The sequence below is a fragment of the Histidinibacterium aquaticum genome (genome assembly GCF_008710275.1).
GTDB lineage: Bacteria > Pseudomonadota > Alphaproteobacteria > Rhodobacterales > Rhodobacteraceae > Oceanicola > Oceanicola aquaticus.
Window position 1 is genome coordinate 192,489 of sequence record NZ_VYQE01000004.1, and the last position, 21,693, is coordinate 214,181.

Here is a 21,693-nt window from a genome sequence, read left to right on the forward strand (position 1 = left end):
GTTCCGCCCTCGACATATTGCGGCCAAGGAGGCTCCTGATGGCAACTGTTGCAGTGACCGACGACACGTTCGACAGCGAAGTCCGCAACTCGGACATTCCGGTCGTCGTGGATTTCTGGGCGGAGTGGTGCGGTCCGTGCAAGCAGATCGGCCCGGCCCTTGAAGAGATCGCCGCCGAGATGGACGGCAAGGTGAAGATCGCCAAGGTCAACGTGGACGAGAACCCGAACTCCCCGGCGCAGATGGGCGTTCGCGGCATTCCCGCGCTCTTCATCTTCAAGAACGGCGAAGTCGTCTCGAACCGGGCCGGCGCCGCGCCGAAGGCCGCGCTGCAGGGCTGGATCGACGAATCCATCTGATCCGCTCCGCCACGAGATTTGGGGCGCCTCCGGGCGCCCTTTTTCGTTTTCAGGAACCCGCCTTGTCCGCCGGCGGCCCGGGGGCCATATGGGGCGGACCGAATAGACAGGAGGCGACATGGCCAACGAGTTTCCCGGCTGGCACGGCACGACCATCATCGGCGTTCGCAAGGACGGAAAGGTCGTAATCGCCGGTGACGGCCAGGTCAGCCTCGGCGACACGGTGATCAAGGGCACGGCGCGCAAGGTCCGCCGCATCTCGCCCGGCGGCAATCCCGTCATCGCGGGCTTCGCCGGGTCGACGGCCGACGCCTTCGCCCTGCTGGAACGCCTGGAAAAGAAGCTCGAAGCGACGCCCGGACAGCTCCAGCGCGCGGCGGTAGAGCTGGCGAAGGACTGGCGCACCGACAAGTACCTGCAGAAGCTCGAGGCCTTCCTCATCGTCTCGGACGGAAAGGAGCTCTACGTCATCACCGGCGCGGGCGACGTGCTCGAGCCCGAGCATGACGTCACCGCCATCGGCTCGGGCGGGAACTACGCTCTCGCCGCGGCGCGGGCGCTGATGGACACGGACCACTCCGCAGAGGAGATCGCCCGCCGGTCGATGGCGATCGCGGCCGATATCTGTGTCTATACCAACGGAAACCTGACGGTAGAGACGCTGGAAGGCTAGGAGCCGATCCAGTCCTCCAGCGCCTGGACGACCTCCTTGCCGATGCCCTTCGGCTCGACCTCGAGCAGCGGACAGGGCTTCTTGAGCCGAGCCTCCATGTCCGAGGCCGTGAACCCGTTGGCGGAGTCGAGACCTTCCAGTTCTTCCCAGGTGACCGGCGTCGCGACCGGCGCGCCCTTCCGGGCGCGCAATGAATAGGGCGCAATCGCCGTCGCCCCCCGCTCGTTGCGCAGCCAGTCAATGAAGATGCGGTTCTTTCGCTTCTTCTTCGACATCGTCGAGGTGTAGCGGTCCGGCTCCTTCTCGGCGAGTGCACTCGCCATCGTCTGGGAGAAGGTCTTCACCGTGTTCCAACCGGAAATCCGGCGCAGCGGCACGATGACGTGCACTCCCTTGCCGCCGGTGACCATGGCCCCGCTCTCCAGTCCGATCTGCGAGAGCAGCTCGCGAAGGTCGGCGGCGGCCTTTTTCACGTCGCCGAAGTCGAGCCCTTCGTCCGGGTCGAGGTCGAAGACCATCCGGTCGGGCCGTTCCAGCTTGTCGCGCCGCGCCCCCCAGATGTGGAACTCGAGCGTGCCCATCTGCACCGCCGACACCAGCGCCTCGGGCGTGGAGGCGTACATGTAGTCCTCCGTGCTTCCGTCCTTCTCCTCGATCGGGACGGTGCCGATGGCCTTGGGAAAGCCCTTGCCGGCATGTTTCTGGAAAAACCCCTCCTTCTCGATCCCCGAGGGAAAGCGAAGGAGCGACAGCGGCCGGTCGGCCGCATGCTCCAGCATCCGTTCGGCCACCCGCTCCACGTGCCGCGCGGCATCGCCCTTTGTCAGCCCCGCCTCGGGATAGACCACCCGGTCGGCACTGGAAATCCGGACGCCAGAAACCTTGGTCTCGCTGTCGAAATCCGTCTCTGCTTCGGCCTTGGCGCTCACCTCGTGGGCCTCCTTGTCTTCGCGCAGGCCGTGGTAGACGCCGTGGCGCACCCGGCCCTCGCCTGTGAATTCCGCGTAGGCGATCTCAGCCACAAGCTTGGGCGTTATCCATTTCGCCCCGCGCACCTCGGACTTCGGCGCGTCGACGGGGGCGGTCTTCCGTGCAAGCGGCTCCATCGCCTCCGAGAGCTCTGCAAAGTCGTCCTCGTCGAAACCGGTGCCCACGCGCCCACGATAGATCAGCCCCTCGTCCTCGTGACTCCCAAGCAGAAGCGAGGAAAAGGCGCGACCCTTCTTGTCCGAGGGCTGCCAGCCGACGATGACGAACTCGGCGCGGCGCACGCACTTGCTCTTGATCCAGGCTTTCGACCGGCTGCCCCGGTAGGGCGCATCGACCCGCTTCGACACGACCCCCTCGCCGCCGGCCTTGCACATCGCCTCGAGCACGTCGGCGCCGCTGCCGCTGATGAAGGGCGAGAGCCGGATCGGGCCGCGCGGCGGCTGGCCCTTCAGCGCAGTCTCCAGTGCCTCGCGCCGTTCGGACAGCGGCCGGTCGGCGAGATCCGTGCCGTCGAGCGCGAGGCAATCGAAAGCGTAGAAGGTCAGCGCTCCTCCCTCGCCCAGCGCGCGCTGCAGGGTGGAAAAGTCTCCTCCGCCCTCACCGGCGACGACTTCGCCGTCGATCAGCGCGGATTCCACGTCTAGCGCCGCAGCCGGTTCGCAGAGGGATCCGAACCGGTCGGACCAGTCCTTGCCGTTGCGGGTATAGAGCCTGACTCCGCCCTTACCGACCGCCATGAGACAACGATAGCCGTCGAACTTAGGCTCGTGCCACCACTGCTCGCCCTCGGGCGGTGCGTCCTTCAGAGTCGCGAGCTGAACCTTCCGGAACCGCGGCACCGGCTTGCCGTGCTCGCGCGGCTTCGCGACCGGCTTTTCGCTCGCGATGGCCTTCATCGTGCGGCCGGTGGTGACGGAGGTCGTGTTACGCTTGAGAAAGGCATCGCCCTTTCCCGCGAACTCGTCCTTGCCCTTGATGAGCAGCCAGTTGTCGCCGCGGTTCTTCATGTGGACCAGCGCCCACTCACCCTTCATCCGGGTCCCGTGCAGGCGGAAGTGAAGCTTGCCCTCCGCGATCCCCTCCGCCGGGTCGTGGAGCGGCTCCCACCAACCGGTGTCCCAGAGCATCACGGTGCCGCCGCCGTATTCCTTCTCGGGGATCGTTCCCTCGAAACCGCCGTAGGCCAGCGGGTGATCCTCGGTCCGGACCGCGAGCCGCTTCTCGGACGGATCGAGCGACGGGCCCTTGGTGACGGCCCAGGACCACAGCGCGCCCTCCCATTCGAGACGGAAATCGTAGTGGAGTCGCGAGGCGTCATGCTTCTGGACGACGAAGGACAAATGGTCCCCTCCCGCGTCCACGATCTCGGCCTGCGGCTCCGAGGTGACGTCGAAGTCGCGCTTCTTGGCGTATGGCTCGAGTCGGCTCATGACGCCTTCTTCTTGCGGCTGCTACCGGAGGAGGGGGACTTGCTGCCCGAGGATTTGCTGCCGGACGACTTGCTCGACGAAGACTTCGACCCGGTCGACTTGGTGCCGCCGGAGGACCGGCCTCCGCTCGTGGACTTGGAGCCACCCTTGTCCTCGCCGAGGCTCTTGCGCAGCGCGTCCATCAGATCGACGACGTTCTCGCCCCGGGGCTCGCTCTCCTTGTCCGACCGGTCGGCGCGCGGTGTCTTCTTGTCCTTCATCTTTCTGTCGATGAGATCGCGCAGCGCCTCGGCGTAGTGATCGGTGAAGTTCGAGGCGTCGAAGGGGGCCGACTTGCGGTCGATCAGCTCGGTCGCCACCGAGAGAAGTTCCTCGTCCGCCGGTTCGTCCGCGATGTCGGAGAACAACGGGTCGGCCGATCGGATGTCTTCCTGGTAATGCAGGGTCTCAAGCAGCAACCCGTCGCCGCAGGGCCGGATGGCGCAGAGGTACTCCTTGCCGCGCATGGTGAGCTGGCCCAGGCCGGTCTTGCCGGCCTTCCGCAGCGCATCCCGGACCACCCGGTACGCGTCCTGCGCGAGGTCGTCGGTTGGCACGACGTAGTACGGCTTGTCGAACCAGATCGGCGGGATCTCGTCAGACCCCACGAACTGAACGAGCTCCAGTGTCTTCTTGGTTTCCAGCTTGATCGCGTCGATTTCCTCGGGTTCGAGCAGGATGTAGTCGTCACCGCTCTCGTAGCCCTTGAGGATGTCGTCGCTCTCGACAGGACCGACGCCGGGCACGGTCTTTTCGTATTTGACCGGCTTCCCGGAGGGGCCGTGGATCTGGCGGAACGAGACGCGGGTGCCGGAGGTCTTGGCCGAGTGTATCTCGACCGGGATCGAGACGAGGGAGAGACGGAGCTGACCCTTCCAGACTGCGCGGGATGCCATGACGGACCTCTTATCGTTGAGTCAGTCAAACGCCGGAGTCGCCCGCCGGTTTCGATTCAGCGCTTCAGCCAGCCGCCCTCGCCCCGGACATAGCTTGCGCCCTCGGCCGGGCGGAACCGCCCTCCCTTCGAGCCGTAGGCGCAGATATCGACACTGTTCCGGCCAAGGTCGAGCAGGTTGAAGGTATTGGGTTCACCCCGCAGGCGGCTCGAAAGACCCGTGCCCGCCTGTACGAAAAGCAGGCCCGGCGCGGCGCGAAAGGGCGCGACGACGGTGTTGTGCAGGTGGCCCGACAGGACGATCTGGGCCCCGCAGTTCTGCATCTGCTTCAGCGCATCTCTTGCGCCGCGCATCAGCCGCTTCTCGACATGCGGCCCATGCTGCAGGGGATGATGGAGGACCACGACGCGGGACCGCTTTCCCGCGCCCTCGAAGACCCGGCAGACCCGATCGACCCGGCGGCGCGAGATACGGCCCCGCTGCCAGGAGAACCGGTTGACCGTGTTCACCCCGGCCACCGTCATGGTGTCGTCGGAGTAGGTCGGCTCCAGATCCTCGTCGATCGCGGCCTTGTAGCGTGACCAGGGCCGGAGGGCCCGCACGAAGATATTGTCGAGCGGCGTGTCGTGGTTGCCGGGTACCGAAAGCGTCGGCTGGCTGATCTTGCCGAGGAACCTGCGGGCCCGCTCGAACTGGCCGAGCCGAGCCCGTTGCGTGAAATCCCCTGAGATGACGACCAGCGTCGGATCGAGCTCGTTCACCGCCTCCAGCAGCGGCCGCTCCAGTTCCGGACGGTCCCGGCCGAAGTGCAGGTCGCTGAGGTGGAGGATTCGGCTCATGCGGTGTCCATCCGGTGGGGCGGCATCACGACCTTCAGCTTCTCCCGCGACATCCGGAAGCGGAAGGGACTCGTCTCGCGCCGCTTCTCACCGTCGAAGGCAAGCAACACCGGCCCCTTCTTGTGAACCTCCACATCGAGCGTGGGGATGCGGAAGAGGTCGTAATCCCGCCCCTCCTCGACACTGCGCAAGGCCAGCCGCGCGGTAAGCCTGAAAAGGTCCCAGCGGGTCTGTCCGCGGGCGACGAGCACCGCGAAGTTGTCTTCCGAGATCGCCTCGACCCCGTGCAGGCCGAATGTCTGGAGCTGGAAAGCCGAGCGACCGACGAAGACCAGCGCAGTGCGCCGCGTCTCGCGTCCCTCGCCCAGATCGAAGGTCACTTTCATCGGCCGGCGAAAGCGCAGGAAGGTCCGGAGCACCGACCAGTGCGCCACCAGCCGATGCCGTCCCCAGCGATCGTAGATCGACTCCCGCTCGCGCAGGATCGTCGGATAGATCCCGAGGCTCGCGTTGTTCAGGAAGACTTGCCCGTTGACGGTGCCGACCGAGATCTCGTGCCCGTAGCCGTCGCGCACCTGGCGGGCGGCTTCCTCCACGTCCTCGGAAAAGCCCAACCCCCGCGCGAAGTAGTTGAAGGTCCCAAGCGGAAGGACCGCCATATTCGCCCCGGTGCCGATAAGCGACGATGCAAGGGCCATGGCCGTCCCGTCACCGCCCGCGGCGACGTAGGTCTGGCCGGGCTCGGGGTCCGGCACCGCATCTCCGGGCGACCACTGGACGACCTCGGCATCCAGGATCTCCGCCGCACGATGGACGGCGCCGGAGTCGGCCTTGTTGCCCCCCGAAAGGCGGTTGGTGAGAAGCTTGATCCTTGCCATGTCCCTACCGGATGTACTTGTCCCAGCTGCCGTAACTCGACTTCCCGACATCGCCTCGCGGGAGGCAGAGCAGGATCAGCGCGACGCCGGTCGCTGCCTCGATGAGCATCAGCCAGAGCCCAGCGCCGGTCATGAAGGGCGCAAAGATCAGGACCAGGCCAAGCAGCCCGTTCAAGTACCGTGCGAGCCGAAGCACCGAGGCGAGCGCCGTGACCGACACCGTGAGAACAAGCGCCCCCACGATATGGTTCACCGGCGAGAGACCGTTCTCCCACGTCAGAAGCAGCGGGGAGAGCATGAGCGCCACGCCGATGATCATGGAGACGCCCATCGTCCACGGCAGAGACATGCCCCCGGTCACCATCTCCCGGAAGATCGGGCCCGGCCCGCGCTCGAAGTCGTCGGTCACATGCTCGTCGGGGCCTTCGTCCGTGTCCCCGGTGAAGAAGACGCGCAGCCAGGGCTGGCCCGCCTTGTGCCGCCGGACGAGGAACTGGCCCGTCGCCACGAGCTCGTCGACCGAGTAGGGGATCTGGATCAGCATCGCCGCCGCCGCGATGAGGCAGAGCGTGCAGTAGGTCCCGATCAGGATCGGCTGGATCACGATGAAGAAGATCGAGATCGCACCCAGCGGAACGATCATCACACCGAAGGCGACCGTCAGCCAGGGCATCGTCCGCCAGCGCCGGTTGGAGCCGATGGCCCCCACGATGATTTCCAGCGCGTAGGTCAGGGCCCCGACCCCGGCGTCCGGAACAGGCCAGGCCTCGGAGACAGAGGAGGTCACGATATCCTCGCTGCCGTTCTTGTTCGGCACCGTCCCATCGAAGAGCGGGTCCCAGACACCGGGAATGGTCTCGAGCTGGTAGGCTCCGAGATACCGCGAAATGATGAGCCCGACGACGGCGAGCGCGATCACCGGGATCCGCTGGAACCAGTCCGAGGGCGTGTAACTCCATCCCTTGGGCGTCACCGGCCCCGTCATCAGCGCGGCGGGAGAGACGCCCGGCACCGTCGAGACGCCGAGCGCGAGACCCGTGACCAGCATCCCGACGAGTGTCCCGTTGAGATACGCCGCCCCGTTGTCCGTCCAGAAGATCAGCGGCGCGAACATCAGCCAGAGACCGATGACCGCGGCGCCGTACCGTGCCGCGCCGAAGCGCCAGGACATCGACAGGACGGCGCAGGCGAGCAGCAACGTTCCGGCAACCAGGTCGCTCGCGATCATCCAGGGATCGTCCAGCCCGATGATCGGCGGCGAGGTGATGATCCAGATGGCGAGGCCGACGTTCACCCAATGCGCCCAGAGGCCGGAACGGTGGCGCTTGCGGATCTCCTGCTCGTAGTCGGACCGCAGCGTCTCGGCATTGATTCCGCGCTCCTTCGCGGAGCGCATCCAGACGGGCGGGCGGATGCCGTTGGCCCGGTACCACTTGTTCGGATCGGCCTTCAGGTTGTCGACGATGGTCTCGAGCTTGTCCTCGATCCGGTTCTTCGGCTCCCAGTCGAGCAACTCGCGCGCCTTCGCGGTGTCGAGCGCGTAGTGATCCGAGGCCATGTCGATCATGAAGGGCCGGATGAAAGGCTTGTCGCCCTCGTCGAAGGCATCCGGCACCAGCGGCTCGCTCTTGGTCTCGACCCATGCCCCGAAGCGGGCGATGGACTGTGGCACCGTGATCGTGCGCCAGTGGGATTGCCCGTGGATCAGGTCCGCGATCCGCTCCTGCAGGGCCTGGTAGGAGACTGAATTCGTCTCGCCCAGCAGGATCGTGCAGTCCTCCCCGAGTTCTGCGCGGCGGTCGACGACGCGGCGCACGGCGTCCTTCATGTCGTCGGCATGGATGAAGGCCTGCCCGGTGCCCAGATCGCCGGAGTAGAAATGCGCCTTCATGTCCCGGTCGTAGATCCGCGCGATCTGATGGCTGAGAGTCGGCACGGCGGTCATGTCGTCATAGAGACCGGCCAGCCGCAGGCGGACGGTCGGGATCGCCTTGCGCTCTTCGGTGATGACCTCTTCGGTCTCGGCCTTGGATTCCGGGTAGGCCCAGCCGGGATCGACCGGCGTGTCCTCGTCGATCGTCTGGCCGACCTGCTGCGGCTCGTGGACGAGCATCGTGCTGGTGTAGACGAACTGCTCGACGTCGAAGCGCTCGATACTGCGCAACAGGCGCCGGGTCCCCTCGACGTTGACCGCGTCGTAGGCGTCCGACTTCTGGCCGGTGAAATCGAAATAGGCGGCGAGATGGATGACCGAGGCGAGCTTGGTGCCGAAGCGGTCCTCGATCTCGCGCATGGCGAGCTCCATCGCCGCGTCGTCGGTGAGGTCGCCCTCGATAACGGGCGTCGTCGCGCCGGGGTCGACGTCCCGTTCCAGGCCGACGACCTGGTAGTCAGGCGACAGGACTTCGACCAGCGCCTGCCCGACGGAGCCGCCGATACCGGTGATGAGAATGACGGGTTTAGAAGGGTCTGGGCTGCTCATGACCCGGCATAACGCGGGGAATGCCTGTCGGGATGCACGCGCCCGCGATGTTTTTTCACGCAGGCGTCAGGCCTCGGCGCGTCTGCGCACTGGCCAGACTTCGAGGATGCCGGCAATGACGACCAGCGCGCCGCCCAGGAGTTCCAGCGGGTGCAGGGTCTCCCCCGCGAGAATGGCCGCCGAAGCCGCGCCGACCAGTACCTCCGACATCAGCAGGATCCCGACCCGGGCCGGGTCCAGCCGTACCGTGGCCCAGAGAAGCGCGGCGATGGACAGCGCCCACCAGATCCCGCCCGCCCCGGCGACGAGCCCGACCGTCCGAGCCGCGCCTCCGATCTGGTCAGGGGAAGGCAGCGGCTCCAGCGCCGGAGCGAGGAGGCCGGCGGCGATGGTCGCGCCGAGGGCGAAGACGAATGCGGCAGGGACCGGAGGTAACTCGGGACGGGTCCGGATACCGGTCGAGGCGATGGCCCAGAGAAAACCGGCGACCAGGGCCATCCATTCGCCCGCGCTGCGCGGAACCGGGACAGAGCCGGTGGCAGCCAGCATCACGATCAGGCCAAGCAACCCGAGACCGATCGCGACGACCCGCAGGCGCGGTGTCGCCCATCCCATCACGAAGCGGCCGATCAGCGTGCTCCAGACCGGCGTCAGAAAGAACAGCAGGATGATGATCGCGACGCGGCCGTAGACCAGCCCGACCGAGTAGAGCGCGAAGGCCGCCCCGCCCAGCGCCACGAAGGCCGCCGCCCCCGGATTGCGCCGGATCGCGCCGAGGTAGACGAGGGCGAAGGGCGCGAGCAGGACCACAGCCGCTGCCGTGATCGCCGCCGTGCCCCAGGCCCCGGCGAGGCCCATCGCCTCCGCCTGCCGGACCGGCAGCCAGTAGAACCCCCAGAGGGTTCCGGTCCCGAAGACGATGGCAGTGGCGAGGCGGCTTTCGGTCGTCATGGGAGGGGACCTAGCGATCCGCCACGGGGAGGGGAAGCGTCCCGCCGGAGCGCCCCGGCTTGGATTTCCCGCGCGAATGCGTATCTCTCCCCTCAGACCCCGGGCTGGCGAAACGCCGTTCACCATGAAAGCCCAACACATTCAGACACTTGACCCGGTGTCCAAATTTGGACGCCCGGCACGGGAGCCTCATGTCAGACCTCACCCCCCGCGAAATCGTCTCGGAACTCGACCGGTTCATCATCGGTCAGGCCGAAGCCAAGCGCGCCGTCGCCGTCGCGCTCCGAAACCGTTGGCGCCGCAAGCAGCTCGGTCCCGAACTGCGTGACGAGGTCTACCCGAAGAACATCCTGATGATCGGCCCCACCGGCGTCGGCAAGACCGAGATCTCTCGCCGTCTCGCCAAGCTCGCCCGCGCGCCCTTCATCAAGGTCGAGGCGACGAAGTTCACCGAGGTCGGCTACGTCGGCCGCGACGTCGAGCAGATCATCCGCGATCTCGTGGACACCGCCATCGCACAGACCCGCGAATACATGCGGCAAGACGTGAAACAGTCCGCCCACGAGGCCGCCGAGGAACGCGTGATCTCCGCCGTCGCCGGAGAGGGCGCCCGTGAAGGCACCCGCGAGATGTTCCGCAAGAAGCTGAAGAACGGCGAGCTCGACGACACGATGATCGAGCTCGAAGTCGCCGACAACTCGAACCCGCTCGGCGGGATGGAGATCCCCGGCCAGCCGGGCCAGATGCCCGGCGGCATGAACCTGGGCGACATCTTCGGCAAGGCCTTCTCCGGCCGGACCGTCAAGAAGCGCATGACCGTGGCCGAGAGCTACGAGGTCCTCATCGCCGACGAGGCCGACAAGCTGCTGGACGACGAGACGGTGACCAAGGCCGCGCTCGAGAGCGTCGAGCAGAACGGCATCGTCTTCCTCGACGAGATCGACAAGGTCGCCCACGGCAGCGACCAGACCCGCGGCGGCGGAGAGGTGAGCCGCGAAGGCGTCCAGCGCGACCTGCTCCCGCTGATCGAGGGGACGACCGTCTCGACGAAGCACGGGCCGATCAAGACCGACCACATCCTCTTCATCGCCTCCGGCGCCTTCCACATCGCCAAGCCTTCGGACCTGCTGCCCGAGCTGCAGGGACGCCTGCCGATCCGCGTGAACCTGCGGGCGCTCTCCGAGGGCGACTTCGTCCGTATTCTAACCGAGACCGACAACGCCCTGACACGGCAGTACACCGGACTGATGGCGACGGAAGAGGTGACGGTCGAGTTCACCGAGGACGGCATCGCGGCCCTCGCCCGCATCGCGGCGGAGGTGAACGAGAGCGTGGAGAACATCGGCGCCCGCCGCCTCTACACGGTCATGGAACGGGTCTTCGAAGACCTGTCGTTCCACGCCCCTGATCGGGCTGGCGAGAAAGTCACGGTGAACGCGGACTTCGTCGAGGAGCACTTGGGCGAGCTGACGCGCTCCACCGACCTGAGTCGCTACGTGCTCTGAGCGGAACCCCGGCCCTGCGCCGGGGCTTCCCTTTCCTCGCGAACCGGCAGAGGAAAGGCGCATGCGACTCCTCGATTTCCTGCGGGAGAACGCCGCCTTCCTTCTGGCCGGCTTTCTCCTCACTTTCACGTCGTCCTACGGCCAGACCTTCTTCATCTCGATCTTCGCGGGCGAGATGCGGGGGGAATTCGGGCTGAGCCACGGGCAATGGGGGCTGATCTACACGATCGGCACGACGGTCTCGGCGGCGGTGATGATCTGGTCGGGGATGCTGACGGACGTCTTCCGGGTCCGGCAGCTCGCGCTCATCGTGATGCCATCGCTGGCCTTGGCCTGCCTCGCGATGGCGGCTGTCCCCTCGGCGGTGGTCCTTGTCTTCGTCATCTTCGCGCTCCGCCTCTCGGGCCAGGGGATGATGAGCCATCTCGCCGTGACATCGATGGCGCGTTGGTTCTCGGCCAGGCGGGGCACGGCACTCTCGATCTCGTCGATGGGCGTCTCGCTCGGCCAGGCGGTGCTGCCGATGCTCTTCGTGGCGCTGATGGCGACGATAAGCTGGCGCAGCCTCTGGGTTCTGGGCGCCGTTCTGGTCGCACTGACCATCCCGGTGATTTTCATGCTCCTGCGGCTCGAGCGAACGCCGCAATCGCTCGCCAAGGATGACCAGTTCGCCGGGATGAACGACCGGCACTGGACCCGCGGCGAGGTCCTTCGACATCCGCTCTTCTGGCTGATGGTCCCCGCCCTGCTTGGCCCGCCCGCCTGGGGGACCGCGCTGTTTTTCCAGCAGGTACACATGGCCGAGGTGAAGCCCTGGACCCTCGGCGAATGGGTCTCTCTCCTGCCCTTCTTCACCGTGATGATGATCGCCTCCAACCTCGGAAGCGGGCAGGCCATCGACCGGTGGGGCGTGGCCCCGGTGGTCGCGTTCTACATGACCCCTTTCGCGCTGGGATTTCTCATCATCGGCTTCGCGCCCGGCATCTGGGTGGCGGCGGTCGGCCTGTTGATCGTCGGGATCGGGAACGGGATGCAGGCAACGGTTCCGGGCGCCTTCTGGGCGGAATTCTTCGGGACGCGGCATCTCGGCGCGATCAAGGCGGCCTCGACCGCGATCATGGTTTTGGGTTCTGCCATCGGCCCGGGCGTGAGCGGCTACCTGATCGACTGGGGTATCGACTTCCCGCAGCAGATGATCGGGATCTTCGTCTATTTCGTCCTGGCCGGACTGCTCGCGAGCTTCGGTGTCCTCCGGGCCCGGACCGCTCTACCGGCTCCGGCGTAGGACGACGTAGTAGGCCCCGCCACCTCCGTGGGAGAGATGCGCGGGCACCACGTCGAGCACCAGCGGCCCGAGAGGTGGCATCCGCAGCCACTGCGGCACCTGGTGACGGAGGACCCCGAGCTTCTGCGGGATCGGACCGGGCTCCTCGCGATGCTTACCCTTTCCGGTGATCACCAGGAGGATGCGTTTGCCTCGGGCATGCGCGGTCAGAACGAAGTCCATCAATTCGGGATGCGCCTGCGCGAGCGTCATGCCGTGGAGATCCAGACGCCCTTCCGGGGACAGCTTGCCGCGCTTGAGCTTGGTGTGCTTCTTGCGGTCCATCCGCACAGTCTTTTGGGAGAGCTGCTCGGAGAGGCCCGCCATCAGGTCGTGATCGCGGGAATGATCCACGCGTCCGCCGATCTCGAAGGGCGACAGGGTCGTGTTGCGGGCGCGCTCGTCCGTCCGCGGCCGCGTCAGAGCCTCTTTCGGGGGATCGGGCGCGGGGTCGCGGCGCCTCTTGTGGAGCGGATCCGTCGAACGAGCGACGCTGTCCCAGAGGTTGCGTTCCTCCGGGCTCAGGTGTCTGCGCTTGCGGGTCACTCCAGCGTCTCTGGCAGCATCGCGTAGGCCCGCTGGATCGGCAGCAGGACGATCATCCGGCCGGGGTCGCGGATCGCGCCGGCGACACGGCCCGCCTCAGCTCCGGTGCCGTAGAAGATATCGGCGCGCTGGGCGCCCTTGATCGCCGCCCCCGTATCTTGCGCGACCATGAGGCGGCGCATCGGATTGCGGCCGTCCTTCTCGATCCACACCGGGGCGCCGAGCGGGACATGGGCCGGGTCGACCGCGACAGACCGGCCGGCGGTGATCGGGCGATTCATCGCCCCCAGTGGACCGAGGTGGGCCGGCACCTGGCTGACTTCGCGGAAGAAGACGTAGGACTCGTTTGTCCAGAGAAGCTCCTGACCGTCCTCGGGATTGTCCTGTACCCAGCTCCGGATGACATCGGCGGAGACCTCGTGCGGCTCGTAGATCCCGCGATCGACCAGCTCGGCGCCGACCGAGTTGTAGGGCCGCTTGTTCGCGCCGCCGTACCCCACGCGGATCACGTCTCCGTCCGGGAGGCGAATGCGGCCCGAGCCTTGGATCTGAAGGAAGAACAGGTCGACGGGATCGTCGACCCAGGCTATCTCGAGGCCTTGCCCTTCGAGAACCTTCTGCTCCTCGATTTCACGGCGTGAGTGCCAGGGATCCTCGCCGAGCTCCGCGGGAACGCTGTAGAGCGGATACCTAAACCGATCGTCGGGCGCGCGGGCGCCGGTCAATTCGGGTTCATAGTACCCGGTAAAGAGCCCCTCCTCCCCGTCGGTGATCATCACGGGCTTGAAGAAGAGCTCGAAAAAGGCGCGAGGGTCCTCGGCGTCCGCCGCCAATGCGCAGAGCGTGTCCCAATCAGGGCTGTCGAAATCGCGGCAGGTCTCGATGAACACTTCGATCGCGGCGGCGTGGTCGTCCTCCGCCCAGCCATCCAGGTCGGAGAACTCCATGAGGGCATGGGAGACCGGTTCGGCCACGGCGGCGCTCACGCCCAGCGACAGACCGATGACGAGACCACGGAGTCCTGTCATTCCCCGGTGGCGACGAGCACCCAGTTGGGATCGTCGGCCCCCATCGCACGGGCGAAGGTCCAGACGTCGCGTTGACGCTTGATCTCGGAGGGGCTGCCCTCGATCACCTCGCCGGCGCTGTCGCGGACCACCCAGGTCAGTTCGCCGACGAACTTCACGGTGAGCTCGGCCTCGCGGGAGGTGTCGTCGAACTCGGCCTCCTTCAGCGCGATCTCGGACAGGCCGACGAAAGTCGCCTCGACCGTCAGGCCCTGCTCCTTTCGCTTCTCGATGACGCTGGCGAAGGCCTCGTACACATCGTCGGAAAGGAAGGGTTTCACCTCGGAGAGGTCGCCGTTCTCGAAGGCCATGAGAATCCACTCGTAGGCACCACGGGCGCCGCCGAGGAAATCCGACACGCCGAACGAGGGCTCGGCCCGCTTCATCGCGGCGAGGGCGCGGGCGCTGTCGCTGTCTTCAGGAACATGGTCAGTGATGTCGCGGTCCGGTCCGCCCTCGATCACCTCGAGGTCGGGTCTCCGGCGGTCGGCGCCGCGGTTGCTGTCGCTGACCTGAGGTTTCTCGAATCCCTCCCGCGTTCCGAGAACGCTGCGCAGGCGCAGGATCAGGAACACTGCGATCCCCGCCAGGACGAGGAGCTGGATTATGGGAGAATTCATATGGATCGGCCTTTCGCACTACAGGCATAGCGAGGTCGGAGTTCCGTTCCTATGTAAGGTTGGCGGCGGAGGCTGTCCACCGAGCCAACCGTCGCGGCCGCGAAACAAGATGACGAATAGGTGAAATGCATGGGCCTCCTGGCACTCTTCATCGCCGTACCGCTGATCGAGATCGCCCTCTTCATCCAGGTGGGCGGCTGGATCGGGCTCTGGCCCACGCTCGGCATCGTCGTGGTGACCGCGGTTGTCGGGACCTGGCTCGTCCGGAGCGAGGGCGCAGCGGAGATCCGCCGCCTGCGCCGGTCGCTGAACGAGCTCGACGATCCGACGGAGCCGCTGGCCCATGGGGCGATGATCCTGTTCTCGGGCGCGCTCCTGCTTACGCCCGGTTTCTTCACCGATGCGGTCGGCTTCGCCCTTCTGGTCCCGGCCTTCCGGCGCTTCGCGTTCCGGGAACTGAAGAAGCGGATCAAGGTCACGTCCTTCACCTATGGCGAGACTTCGGGCGGGGCGGGCTTCGGTCCCGGGCCGCAACAGCCGCGAAGCCCGCAGGACCGGGTGATCGAGACCGAGTACGAGGATGTCACTCCGCCCAAGCGGCCGACCCACGGCCCCTCCGGATGGACCCGTCACTAGGGCGCTCTTTGTTGTGACCGGTCGGCGGGGCTGGTAGGACAACGCCAAACCGACAGTTCCGGAGCGATAGTGATGTCCGACGATACGACGAATGCCGGCGCGACGCCGGCCGAAGGCCAGACCGGCGAGGGTCAGCAGCAGCAACCGCAGGTGAAGCAGCGGATCCTCGGCCAGTTCATCCGCGACCTCTCGTTCGAGAACGTGATGGTCCAGAAGGGCGTTACCGGCGACGTCCAGCCCGAGATCAAGGTGCAGGTGAACCTCGACGCGAAGAAGCGTCAGGCCGAGAACCAGTACGAGGTCATCACCAAGCTGACGGTCACCTCCAAGGCAAAGGACGGGGATGCGACCCTGTTCCTCCTCGAGCTGGAGTATTCCGGCGTCTTCCAGATCGAGGGTGTGCCGGAGAACCAGCTGCACCCCTACCTGCTGATCGAGTGCCCGCGTCAGACCTTCCCCTTCGTGCGGCGCATTGTCAGCGACGTCACCCGCGACGGAGGCTTCCCGCCCCTGAACCTCGAGCAGATCGACTTCCTGCAGCTCTACCGCCAGGAAATCGCCCGTCGTGCCCAGGCACAGCAGGCGAGCGGCGGCAACAATGCGAACGGCTCGGCCGAAGCCTGAGCCTCAGCCGTATTTCGACCAAAGCGCGCCGTCGCCCATCGCCTCGACGAAGGCAGAATGGGCGGCGGCTTCTTCTTTGGTGAGGCGCGACGGAAGCGGTTCCGGTCGCGGACGCGGGCGCCAGGTGCCGATCTCGGCCTCCGCTCCCGGCGCTCCGACGCCGACCGAGAGGGCGAAGTCCGGCTGACGGCCGCCGATGAGCTCCAGATAGACCTCGGCCAGGATTTCACTGTCGAGCAGCGCGCCGTGCAGGACACGCGACGAGTTGTCTATCGCGAACCTGCGACAAAGCGCGTCGAGCGAGGCCGGGCTCCCCGGGAACTTGCGCTTCGCGATGGCGAGCGTGTCGATGGCGCGGTCGTCCGGCAGGCCCGGCAATCCGCACCAGCGCAGCTCGGCGTTGAGGAATTTCATGTCGAATGCGGCGTTGTGGATCACCAGCTTCGCGTCGCCCACGAAATCGAGGAACGCCTGTCCTATGGCGGCGAAGACCGGTTTGTCCCGCAGGAAGTCGTCGCCGAGGCCGTGCACCTCGAACGCACCCTGCGGCATCGACCGCTCGGGATTGATGTACTGGTGATAGGTCCGGCCGGTCGGGACGTGTCCCTTCAGCTCGACAGCGCCGATCTCGACGATCCGGTCGCCATCATCCGGCTCGAAGCCCGTCGTCTCGGTGTCGAGGACGATTTCACGCATGGGCGATCCGCTCCCTGAGGTCCGAGATGAGGTTTCGCACGTCCTCGCGTGCAGCCTCAAGAGTCAGCGTCTCGATGACGTGGTCCGCGCGCTTGCGTTTCTCGGCGTCGGGCATCTGCCGATTGAGGAACGACACGAAATGCGCGTCCGTCATGTCGGGGCGGGAAAGGACCCGTTCCTTCTGGACGTCGAGCGGAGCGGTCACCACGAGCACGCTGTCGAACCAGCCCTCGCTGCCGGTCTCGAAGAGAAGCGGGACGTCGAAGACCACGATGTCCGCGTCGGTCCCGTCGAGAAACGCCTGTCGGTCAGCGGCGACGAGCGGATGCACGATGGCTTCGACCTTCTTGAGGACCGAGGGATCCTCGGCGATCAGCCTCTTGAGCGCCGGCCGGGAGACTGCGCCGTCGACGATGGCCCCAGGGAAGACCTGCCCGACCGGCCCCGCCGCCGGTCCGCCCTGGGCGTAGAGCCGGTGAACCGCCGCGTCGGCATCCCACAGCGGGAGGCCCTCGTCGCGGAACATCCGCGCCGTTGTCGATTTCCCCATCCCGATCGATCCGGTCAGGCCCAAGGCCCAGGGACGCGACATCATGGCAGCACCGCCGCGCGGGTCGCCTCGTCGACCTCCGGTCGCTGCCCGAACCAGCGTTCGAAGGCCGGAACGCCCTGGTGAAGGAGCATGCCGAGACCGTCGACCGTGACGCAGCCCACCTCTTCCGCGCATTGAAGCAAGGTCGTCCGAAGCGGAGCGTAGACGAGATCGGTCACGACGCTGTCCTTCTGAAGCCCGTCCAGCGGCACACGGAACTCCGACGCGCCCTCCATCCCGAGGGATGTCGTGTTCACAACCAGAGCAGCCTCACCGAGACATTCCGAGGCGCGGACCCAGTCGATGACGGTGACCCGCGCACCGAACTCGTCGCGCAGCGCCTCTGCCTTGGGACGTGTCCGATTGGCCAGGAGGATCTCGGGGACCTGGGCATCGGACAGTGCGGAGATCACCGCCCGCGCCGCGCCGCCCGCGCCGAAGACGAGGGCCGGCCCGCTCTTCGGATCCCAGCTCGGCGCATTCTGACGGAGGTTGGACATGAAGCCGTAGCCGTCCGTGTTGTCGGCGAGGATGCGACCGTCTTCCAGGAAGGTGAGCGTATTGACGGCCCCGATCAGGGTGGCCCGATCACTGACCTGATCCGCGAGTGAGAGTGCATTGACCTTGTGTGGGATCGTGACGTTCGCGCCGACGAAACCGGCCTTTGGAAGTGCGCGAACGACCTCCTCCAGGTTCGCCTCGGCCACATCGAGGGGAACATAGTCCCCCGGGATCCCGTAGCGGCGCAGCCAGTGCTTGTGCAGGCGCGGGCTTTTCGAATGGGCGATGGGATGGCCGATGACGCCGGCCAGGGGGATCGTCCTTTTTGTCATGCGGGCACTGTTCCGCGAAGGACCAGGTAAGACAAGAGGTCGAGCAACGGCAGGCCGAGGACCGTGAAGTAGTCGCCATGGATCTGGGTGAAGAGCCGGACGCCTTCTTCCTCAAGCTTGTAGGCACCCACAGAGTGGCGGATGCTCTCCCAATTCCGGGCCACGTAGTCTTGAAGGTAGTCGTCCGAGAGCTGCCGCATTGTCAGGTGGACCTGGCCGACGTGGCGCCAGACGGGCCGTCCCTCCTCCACGATGACTGCCGCGGAGAGAAGAGTGTGCCGGTCGCCCGAAAGCGCGCGAAGCTGGGCGAGCGCCTCGTCGGGGGTGGCCGGTTTCGCGAGACAGGTCCCGCGATGCTCCAGAATCTGGTCGCAACCGATAACGAGAGCCTCGGGATGCTTCGCGGCGACCCGGCTCGCTTTTATCTCGGCCAGGGTGTCGGCGATGTCCCGCGGCGGAGCCTCCTCCGCTTCGAGACCGGCGCGGATCGCCGATTCGTCGATCCTCGCGGGGTCGACGGTGAAGGAGAGCCCTGCGTTGCGCAGAAGTGTTGCGCGAATGTCAGAGCCCGAGGCGAGAATGATCTCCTGAGCCATGTGGGTAACCTGTGAATGTCGTCGGGACGGACTGAGGAGTATCCGCGGTTGAGGGCCGCGCCCGGGCCCGGTTGAGGACAACGGCGCGACGTTCAGCGGACGCTGCCACAAGTCATCCACGGGGGCAAAGGACAGATCAAGGGTGTGGATCAAACCGGGCGCTATAACAGGTCAAGCCAAAAGTCGTGGCTCTGTGACCGAGAGGATGGTCAGTAAACAACTGAACTATTTTATAAAAACTCATAGATACCTGCTTTAGCAGCGAGGAATGTCTCGGCTTGGCCTGTGGGCAAAGCGGGGGAGAATCTGGGAGTGCGGATCTGTCCCCTGTCCCCTACTACTAAATCCTTCTTTTCTATTTTCCTTGATAGGAAGGAGGTGACTGGCTCTCGGAGTGCTGGACGCCTCGGAATTGACAGCGCGACCGGAAGCGCCTAGATCGAAATCAATGCCCGTCCGGGCGTGAGACTTTCCCACGATAGATTTGAGACGACCTTCCTCGCATGGGCGTGGTGCGGTCGCGAAAGATGCCGATGTCCCAGCACCGACTGAACCTTGCCGACCTGAAGGCCAAGAGCCCCAAGGATCTCCTCGCCATGGCCGAGGAACTCGAAGTCGAGAATGCCTCTACGATGAGGAAGGGCGACATGATGTTCGCCATCCTTAAGGAACGGGCCGACGAGGACTGGGCGATCGGTGGCGACGGTGTCCTCGAGGTTCTCCAGGACGGGTTCGGCTTCCTGCGTTCGCCGGAAGCGAACTACCTGCCAGGGCCGGACGACATCTACGTCAGCCCCGACATGATCCGGCAGTACTCCCTGCGGACCGGCGACACCGTCGAGGGTGTGATCCAGGAGCCCTCCGACAACGAACGTTATTTCGCGCTGATCTCGGTCGAGAAGATCAACTTCCAAGAGCCGGAGAAGGCGCGCCACAAGGTGGCCTTCGACAACCTGACACCGCTCTACCCCGACGAGCGTCTGACCATGGAGATCGAGACCGAGCAGGCGACGAAGGACCGGTCTGCGCGGATCATCGATCTCGTGTCACCGATCGGCAAGGGGCAGCGGTCCCTGATCGTCGCGCCGCCGCGGACCGGTAAGACCGTGCTGCTGCAGAACATCGCGCACTCGATCGAGAAGAACCATCCCGAGTGCTACCTGATCGTCCTTCTGATCGACGAACGGCCGGAAGAGGTTACCGACATGCAGCGCTCTGTGAAGGGCGAAGTCGTGAGCTCGACCTTCGACGAGCCGGCTTCGCGTCACGTTGCCGTCAGCGAAATGGTGATCGAGAAGGCCAAGCGCCTCGTCGAGCACAAGCGAGACGTCGTCATTCTTCTGGACTCCATCACGCGTCTCGGCCGGGCTTTCAACACCACGGTGCCCTCGTCGGGCAAGGTGCTGACGGGCGGTGTCGATGCCAACGCGCTGCAGCGTCCGAAGCGGTTCTTCGGTGCGGCGCGGAACATCGAGGAAGGCGGCTCGCTGACGATCATCGCGACGGCGCTGATCGATACTGGCAGCCGGATGGACGAGGTCATCTTCGAAGAATTCAAGGGTACCGGCAACTCCGAGATCGTTCTGGACCGGAAGGTCGCGGACAAGCGCGTCTTCCCGGCCATCGACATTCTGAAGTCCGGGACCAGGAAAGAGGACCTCCTCGTCGACAAGGCGGACCTGCAGAAGATGTACGTCCTTCGCCGAATCCTCAATCCGATGGGGACGACCGACGCGATCGAGTTCCTCCTGTCCAAGCTGAAGCAGACGAAGACGAACTCCGAGTTCTTCGACTCCATGAACACCTGACCTGGGACCGCTGCGGCGGTGCGAAGGGACGATGGATACGATCTTTGCCCTTGCGAGTGCCCGGGGGCGGGCGGGTGTTGCCGTGGTTCGGATCTCCGGACCGGCGGCGATTTCGGCTGCCGAGACGCTTGCAGGCCCCCTGCCCTGCCCGGGCCGTAGCCTTCGGCGGCTCCGGAGAGGCGATGACGTTCTCGATGAAGCACTTGTTCTGACCTTTGAACATGGCGCCAGCTTTACCGGGGAGCCGGTGGCGGAGCTGCATCTTCACGGTAGCCAGGCAGTGATCGCCAGTGTTCTCAGAGCCCTCGGAGAGGTTTCCGGTCTCAGGGCGGCTACGGCGGGCGAGTTCACGCAACGGGCATTCGACAATGGACGTCTGGACTTGGCCCAGGTCGAAGGGCTGGCTGACCTGATCGAGGCCGAAACCGAAAGCCAACGACGCCAAGCAGTTCTCGCCCTTCGCGGGGCTTTGGGCGAACGTGCGGAAATCTGGCGAGGGCAGCTGATCCGGGCGGCTGCGCTCATCGAAGCGACGATAGACTTTGCCGACGAAGAGGTTCCCGAAGACGTTGGTCCGGAGGTGGAGGCGTGCCTCTCATCGGTCGAGGGCGAACTTCGCAAGGAGATCGCAGGATCGGTGGTCGCGGAACGAATTCGGGATGGGTTCGAGGTCGCGATCATGGGCGCTCCCAACGCCGGAAAGTCCACCTTGCTCAATTCCTTGGCAGGTCGTGAGGCTGCGATCACCTCCGATATTGCCGGCACCACACGCGACGTGATCGAAGTTCAGATGGAGCTGGCTGGCTTGCCGGTCACGCTACTGGATACCGCGGGGCTTCGAGAAACCGAGGATCCCGTTGAGAAGATCGGTGTCGACCGCGCACGGGCTAGGGCGAGGGATGCCGACCTTCGGATCTTCCTCGTGGCTCCGGGGGAAAAAGAGCCGGAGGGCACCGAGGCGGAGATCATCGTTCATACGAAAGCCGATATCGAGAAACGGGGCGAGTTCTCGATTTCCGCGGTCTCCGGGGATGGGCTCGATGAGCTCGTTGCGGAAGTGGCGCGACGGCTGGAGCCGCTCAGCCTCGGGTCGGGAGTGGCGATGCGGGAGCGGCACCGCCTGGGGATGCAGCGAGCGGTCGAGGCGATCGAAGAGATTCGTGAACGGATCGATGAACTTCCAATTGCTCCGGACCTCCTGGCTGAAAGAGTCCGCGAAGCATTGCGGGCGGTTGACGAACTCGTTGGACGGGTTGACGTGGAGCACTTGCTTGACGAGATCTTCTCCAGCTTTTGCATCGGCAAATGA

The 21,693-nt window shown here is 65.7% G+C and carries 21 protein-coding genes; 8 read left to right on the plus strand and 13 right to left on the minus strand.

The window, feature by feature from the left end:
• Positions 1 to 38: 38 nt before the first annotated feature.
• Together trxA and hslV are read left to right on the plus strand one after the other, a co-directional pair.
• The gene (trxA, locus tag F3S47_RS13595) at positions 39 to 359 is read left to right on the plus strand and encodes a thioredoxin (RefSeq protein WP_150445825.1); all 321 of its coding nucleotides are present in this window, start codon (positions 39 to 41) and stop codon (positions 357 to 359) included.
• A gap of 118 nt (positions 360 to 477) precedes the next feature.
• On the plus strand, positions 478 to 1,032 hold the full coding sequence (gene hslV, locus F3S47_RS13600) for an ATP-dependent protease subunit HslV (RefSeq protein WP_150445826.1): 555 nt from the start codon (positions 478 to 480) through the stop codon (positions 1,030 to 1,032).
• Here the strand turns inward: hslV and ligD are convergent.
• The 6 genes from ligD to F3S47_RS13630 all read right to left on the minus strand — a co-directional run bounded on the left by ligD (position 1,029) and on the right by F3S47_RS13630 (position 9,537).
• Positions 1,029 to 3,452: a DNA ligase D gene (gene ligD, locus F3S47_RS13605; protein WP_150445827.1), complete on the minus strand. Its 2,424-nt coding sequence runs from the start codon at positions 3,450 to 3,452 to the stop codon at positions 1,029 to 1,031. The genes hslV and ligD overlap by 4 nt on opposite strands.
• Positions 3,449 to 4,387 (minus strand): non-homologous end joining protein Ku, encoded by a 939-nt coding sequence (gene ku / locus F3S47_RS13610; RefSeq protein WP_150445828.1) that lies wholly within the window; start codon positions 4,385 to 4,387, stop codon positions 3,449 to 3,451. The genes ligD and ku overlap by 4 nt, the downstream gene beginning before the upstream one ends.
• A 56-nt stretch (positions 4,388 to 4,443) precedes the next feature.
• The gene (locus F3S47_RS13615) at positions 4,444 to 5,226 is read right to left on the minus strand and encodes a metallophosphoesterase family protein (RefSeq protein ID WP_150445829.1); all 783 of its coding nucleotides are present in this window, start codon (positions 5,224 to 5,226) and stop codon (positions 4,444 to 4,446) included.
• A complete protein-coding gene (locus tag F3S47_RS13620; RefSeq protein ID WP_150445830.1) occupies positions 5,223 to 6,104 on the minus strand; it encodes a diacylglycerol/lipid kinase family protein in 882 nt (293 codons plus the stop codon). Before F3S47_RS13620 ends, F3S47_RS13615 begins: the two co-directional genes overlap by 4 nt.
• Before the next feature lie 4 nt (positions 6,105 to 6,108).
• Positions 6,109 to 8,586 carry a vitamin K epoxide reductase family protein gene (locus F3S47_RS13625; protein ID WP_150445831.1) on the minus strand — a complete coding sequence of 826 codons (2,478 nt, stop codon included), beginning with the start codon at positions 8,584 to 8,586 and terminating at the stop codon, positions 6,109 to 6,111.
• A gap of 66 nt (positions 8,587 to 8,652) precedes the next feature.
• A complete protein-coding gene (locus F3S47_RS13630; protein ID WP_150445832.1) occupies positions 8,653 to 9,537 on the minus strand; it encodes a DMT family transporter in 885 nt (294 codons plus the stop codon).
• Between the two features lie 191 nt (positions 9,538 to 9,728).
• On the opposite strand from F3S47_RS13630, the gene hslU reads away from it, so the two are divergent.
• Together hslU and F3S47_RS13640 are read left to right on the plus strand one after the other, a co-directional pair.
• Entirely contained in the window at positions 9,729 to 11,042 is a 1,314-nt protein-coding gene (gene hslU / locus F3S47_RS13635; RefSeq protein WP_150445833.1) for an ATP-dependent protease ATPase subunit HslU, read from the plus strand.
• A 61-nt stretch (positions 11,043 to 11,103) separates the two neighbouring features.
• Positions 11,104 to 12,327, plus strand: coding sequence for an MFS transporter (locus F3S47_RS13640; protein WP_150445834.1), 1,224 nt, complete (start codon positions 11,104 to 11,106; stop codon positions 12,325 to 12,327).
• Here the strand turns inward: F3S47_RS13640 and F3S47_RS13645 are convergent.
• From F3S47_RS13645 to F3S47_RS13655, 3 genes are read right to left on the minus strand one after another with little or no spacing between them, the layout of a single operon-like run.
• Positions 12,310 to 12,912 carry a Smr/MutS family protein gene (locus tag F3S47_RS13645; protein WP_150445835.1) on the minus strand — a complete coding sequence of 201 codons (603 nt, stop codon included), beginning with the start codon at positions 12,910 to 12,912 and terminating at the stop codon, positions 12,310 to 12,312. The two genes, F3S47_RS13640 and F3S47_RS13645, sit on opposite strands and share 18 nt — an antisense overlap.
• Entirely contained in the window at positions 12,909 to 13,940 is a 1,032-nt protein-coding gene (mltA, locus tag F3S47_RS13650; protein WP_150445836.1) for a murein transglycosylase A, read from the minus strand. Before mltA ends, F3S47_RS13645 begins: the two co-directional genes overlap by 4 nt.
• A complete protein-coding gene (locus F3S47_RS13655) occupies positions 13,937 to 14,599 on the minus strand; it encodes a Tim44/TimA family putative adaptor protein (RefSeq protein ID WP_150445837.1) in 663 nt (220 codons plus the stop codon). The genes mltA and F3S47_RS13655 overlap by 4 nt, the downstream gene beginning before the upstream one ends.
• A 129-nt stretch (positions 14,600 to 14,728) precedes the next feature.
• Between F3S47_RS13655 and F3S47_RS13660 the strand changes: the two genes are divergently transcribed.
• Entirely contained in the window at positions 14,729 to 15,235 is a 507-nt protein-coding gene (locus F3S47_RS13660) for an FxsA family protein (RefSeq protein ID WP_150445838.1), read from the plus strand.
• Positions 15,236 to 15,307: 72 nt separating this feature from the next.
• Positions 15,308 to 15,859, plus strand: coding sequence for a protein-export chaperone SecB (gene secB, locus F3S47_RS13665; RefSeq protein WP_150445839.1), 552 nt, complete (start codon positions 15,308 to 15,310; stop codon positions 15,857 to 15,859).
• A 3-nt stretch (positions 15,860 to 15,862) separates the two neighbouring features.
• On the opposite strand, the gene dnaQ is transcribed toward secB, so the two are convergent.
• Genes dnaQ through F3S47_RS13685 form a run of 4 tightly spaced genes read right to left on the minus strand, consistent with a single transcriptional unit; the run spans position 15,863 to position 18,576 of the window.
• On the minus strand, positions 15,863 to 16,555 hold the full coding sequence (dnaQ, locus tag F3S47_RS13670; protein ID WP_150445840.1) for a DNA polymerase III subunit epsilon: 693 nt from the start codon (positions 16,553 to 16,555) through the stop codon (positions 15,863 to 15,865).
• Positions 16,548 to 17,150: a dephospho-CoA kinase gene (gene coaE, locus F3S47_RS13675; RefSeq protein ID WP_396280042.1), complete on the minus strand. Its 603-nt coding sequence runs from the start codon at positions 17,148 to 17,150 to the stop codon at positions 16,548 to 16,550. Before coaE ends, dnaQ begins: the two co-directional genes overlap by 8 nt.
• The gene (locus F3S47_RS13680; protein ID WP_150445841.1) at positions 17,147 to 17,980 is read right to left on the minus strand and encodes a shikimate dehydrogenase; all 834 of its coding nucleotides are present in this window, start codon (positions 17,978 to 17,980) and stop codon (positions 17,147 to 17,149) included. Before F3S47_RS13680 ends, coaE begins: the two co-directional genes overlap by 4 nt.
• Positions 17,977 to 18,576, minus strand: coding sequence for a Maf family protein (locus tag F3S47_RS13685; protein WP_150445842.1), 600 nt, complete (start codon positions 18,574 to 18,576; stop codon positions 17,977 to 17,979). The genes F3S47_RS13680 and F3S47_RS13685 overlap by 4 nt, the downstream gene beginning before the upstream one ends.
• Before the next feature lie 533 nt (positions 18,577 to 19,109).
• Between F3S47_RS13685 and rho the strand changes: the two genes are divergently transcribed.
• Both rho and mnmE read left to right on the plus strand, forming a co-directional pair.
• The gene (gene rho / locus F3S47_RS13690) at positions 19,110 to 20,384 is read left to right on the plus strand and encodes a transcription termination factor Rho (RefSeq protein WP_150445843.1); all 1,275 of its coding nucleotides are present in this window, start codon (positions 19,110 to 19,112) and stop codon (positions 20,382 to 20,384) included.
• A gap of 31 nt (positions 20,385 to 20,415) precedes the next feature.
• On the plus strand, positions 20,416 to 21,693 hold the full coding sequence (gene mnmE, locus F3S47_RS13695; protein ID WP_150445844.1) for a tRNA uridine-5-carboxymethylaminomethyl(34) synthesis GTPase MnmE: 1,278 nt from the start codon (positions 20,416 to 20,418) through the stop codon (positions 21,691 to 21,693).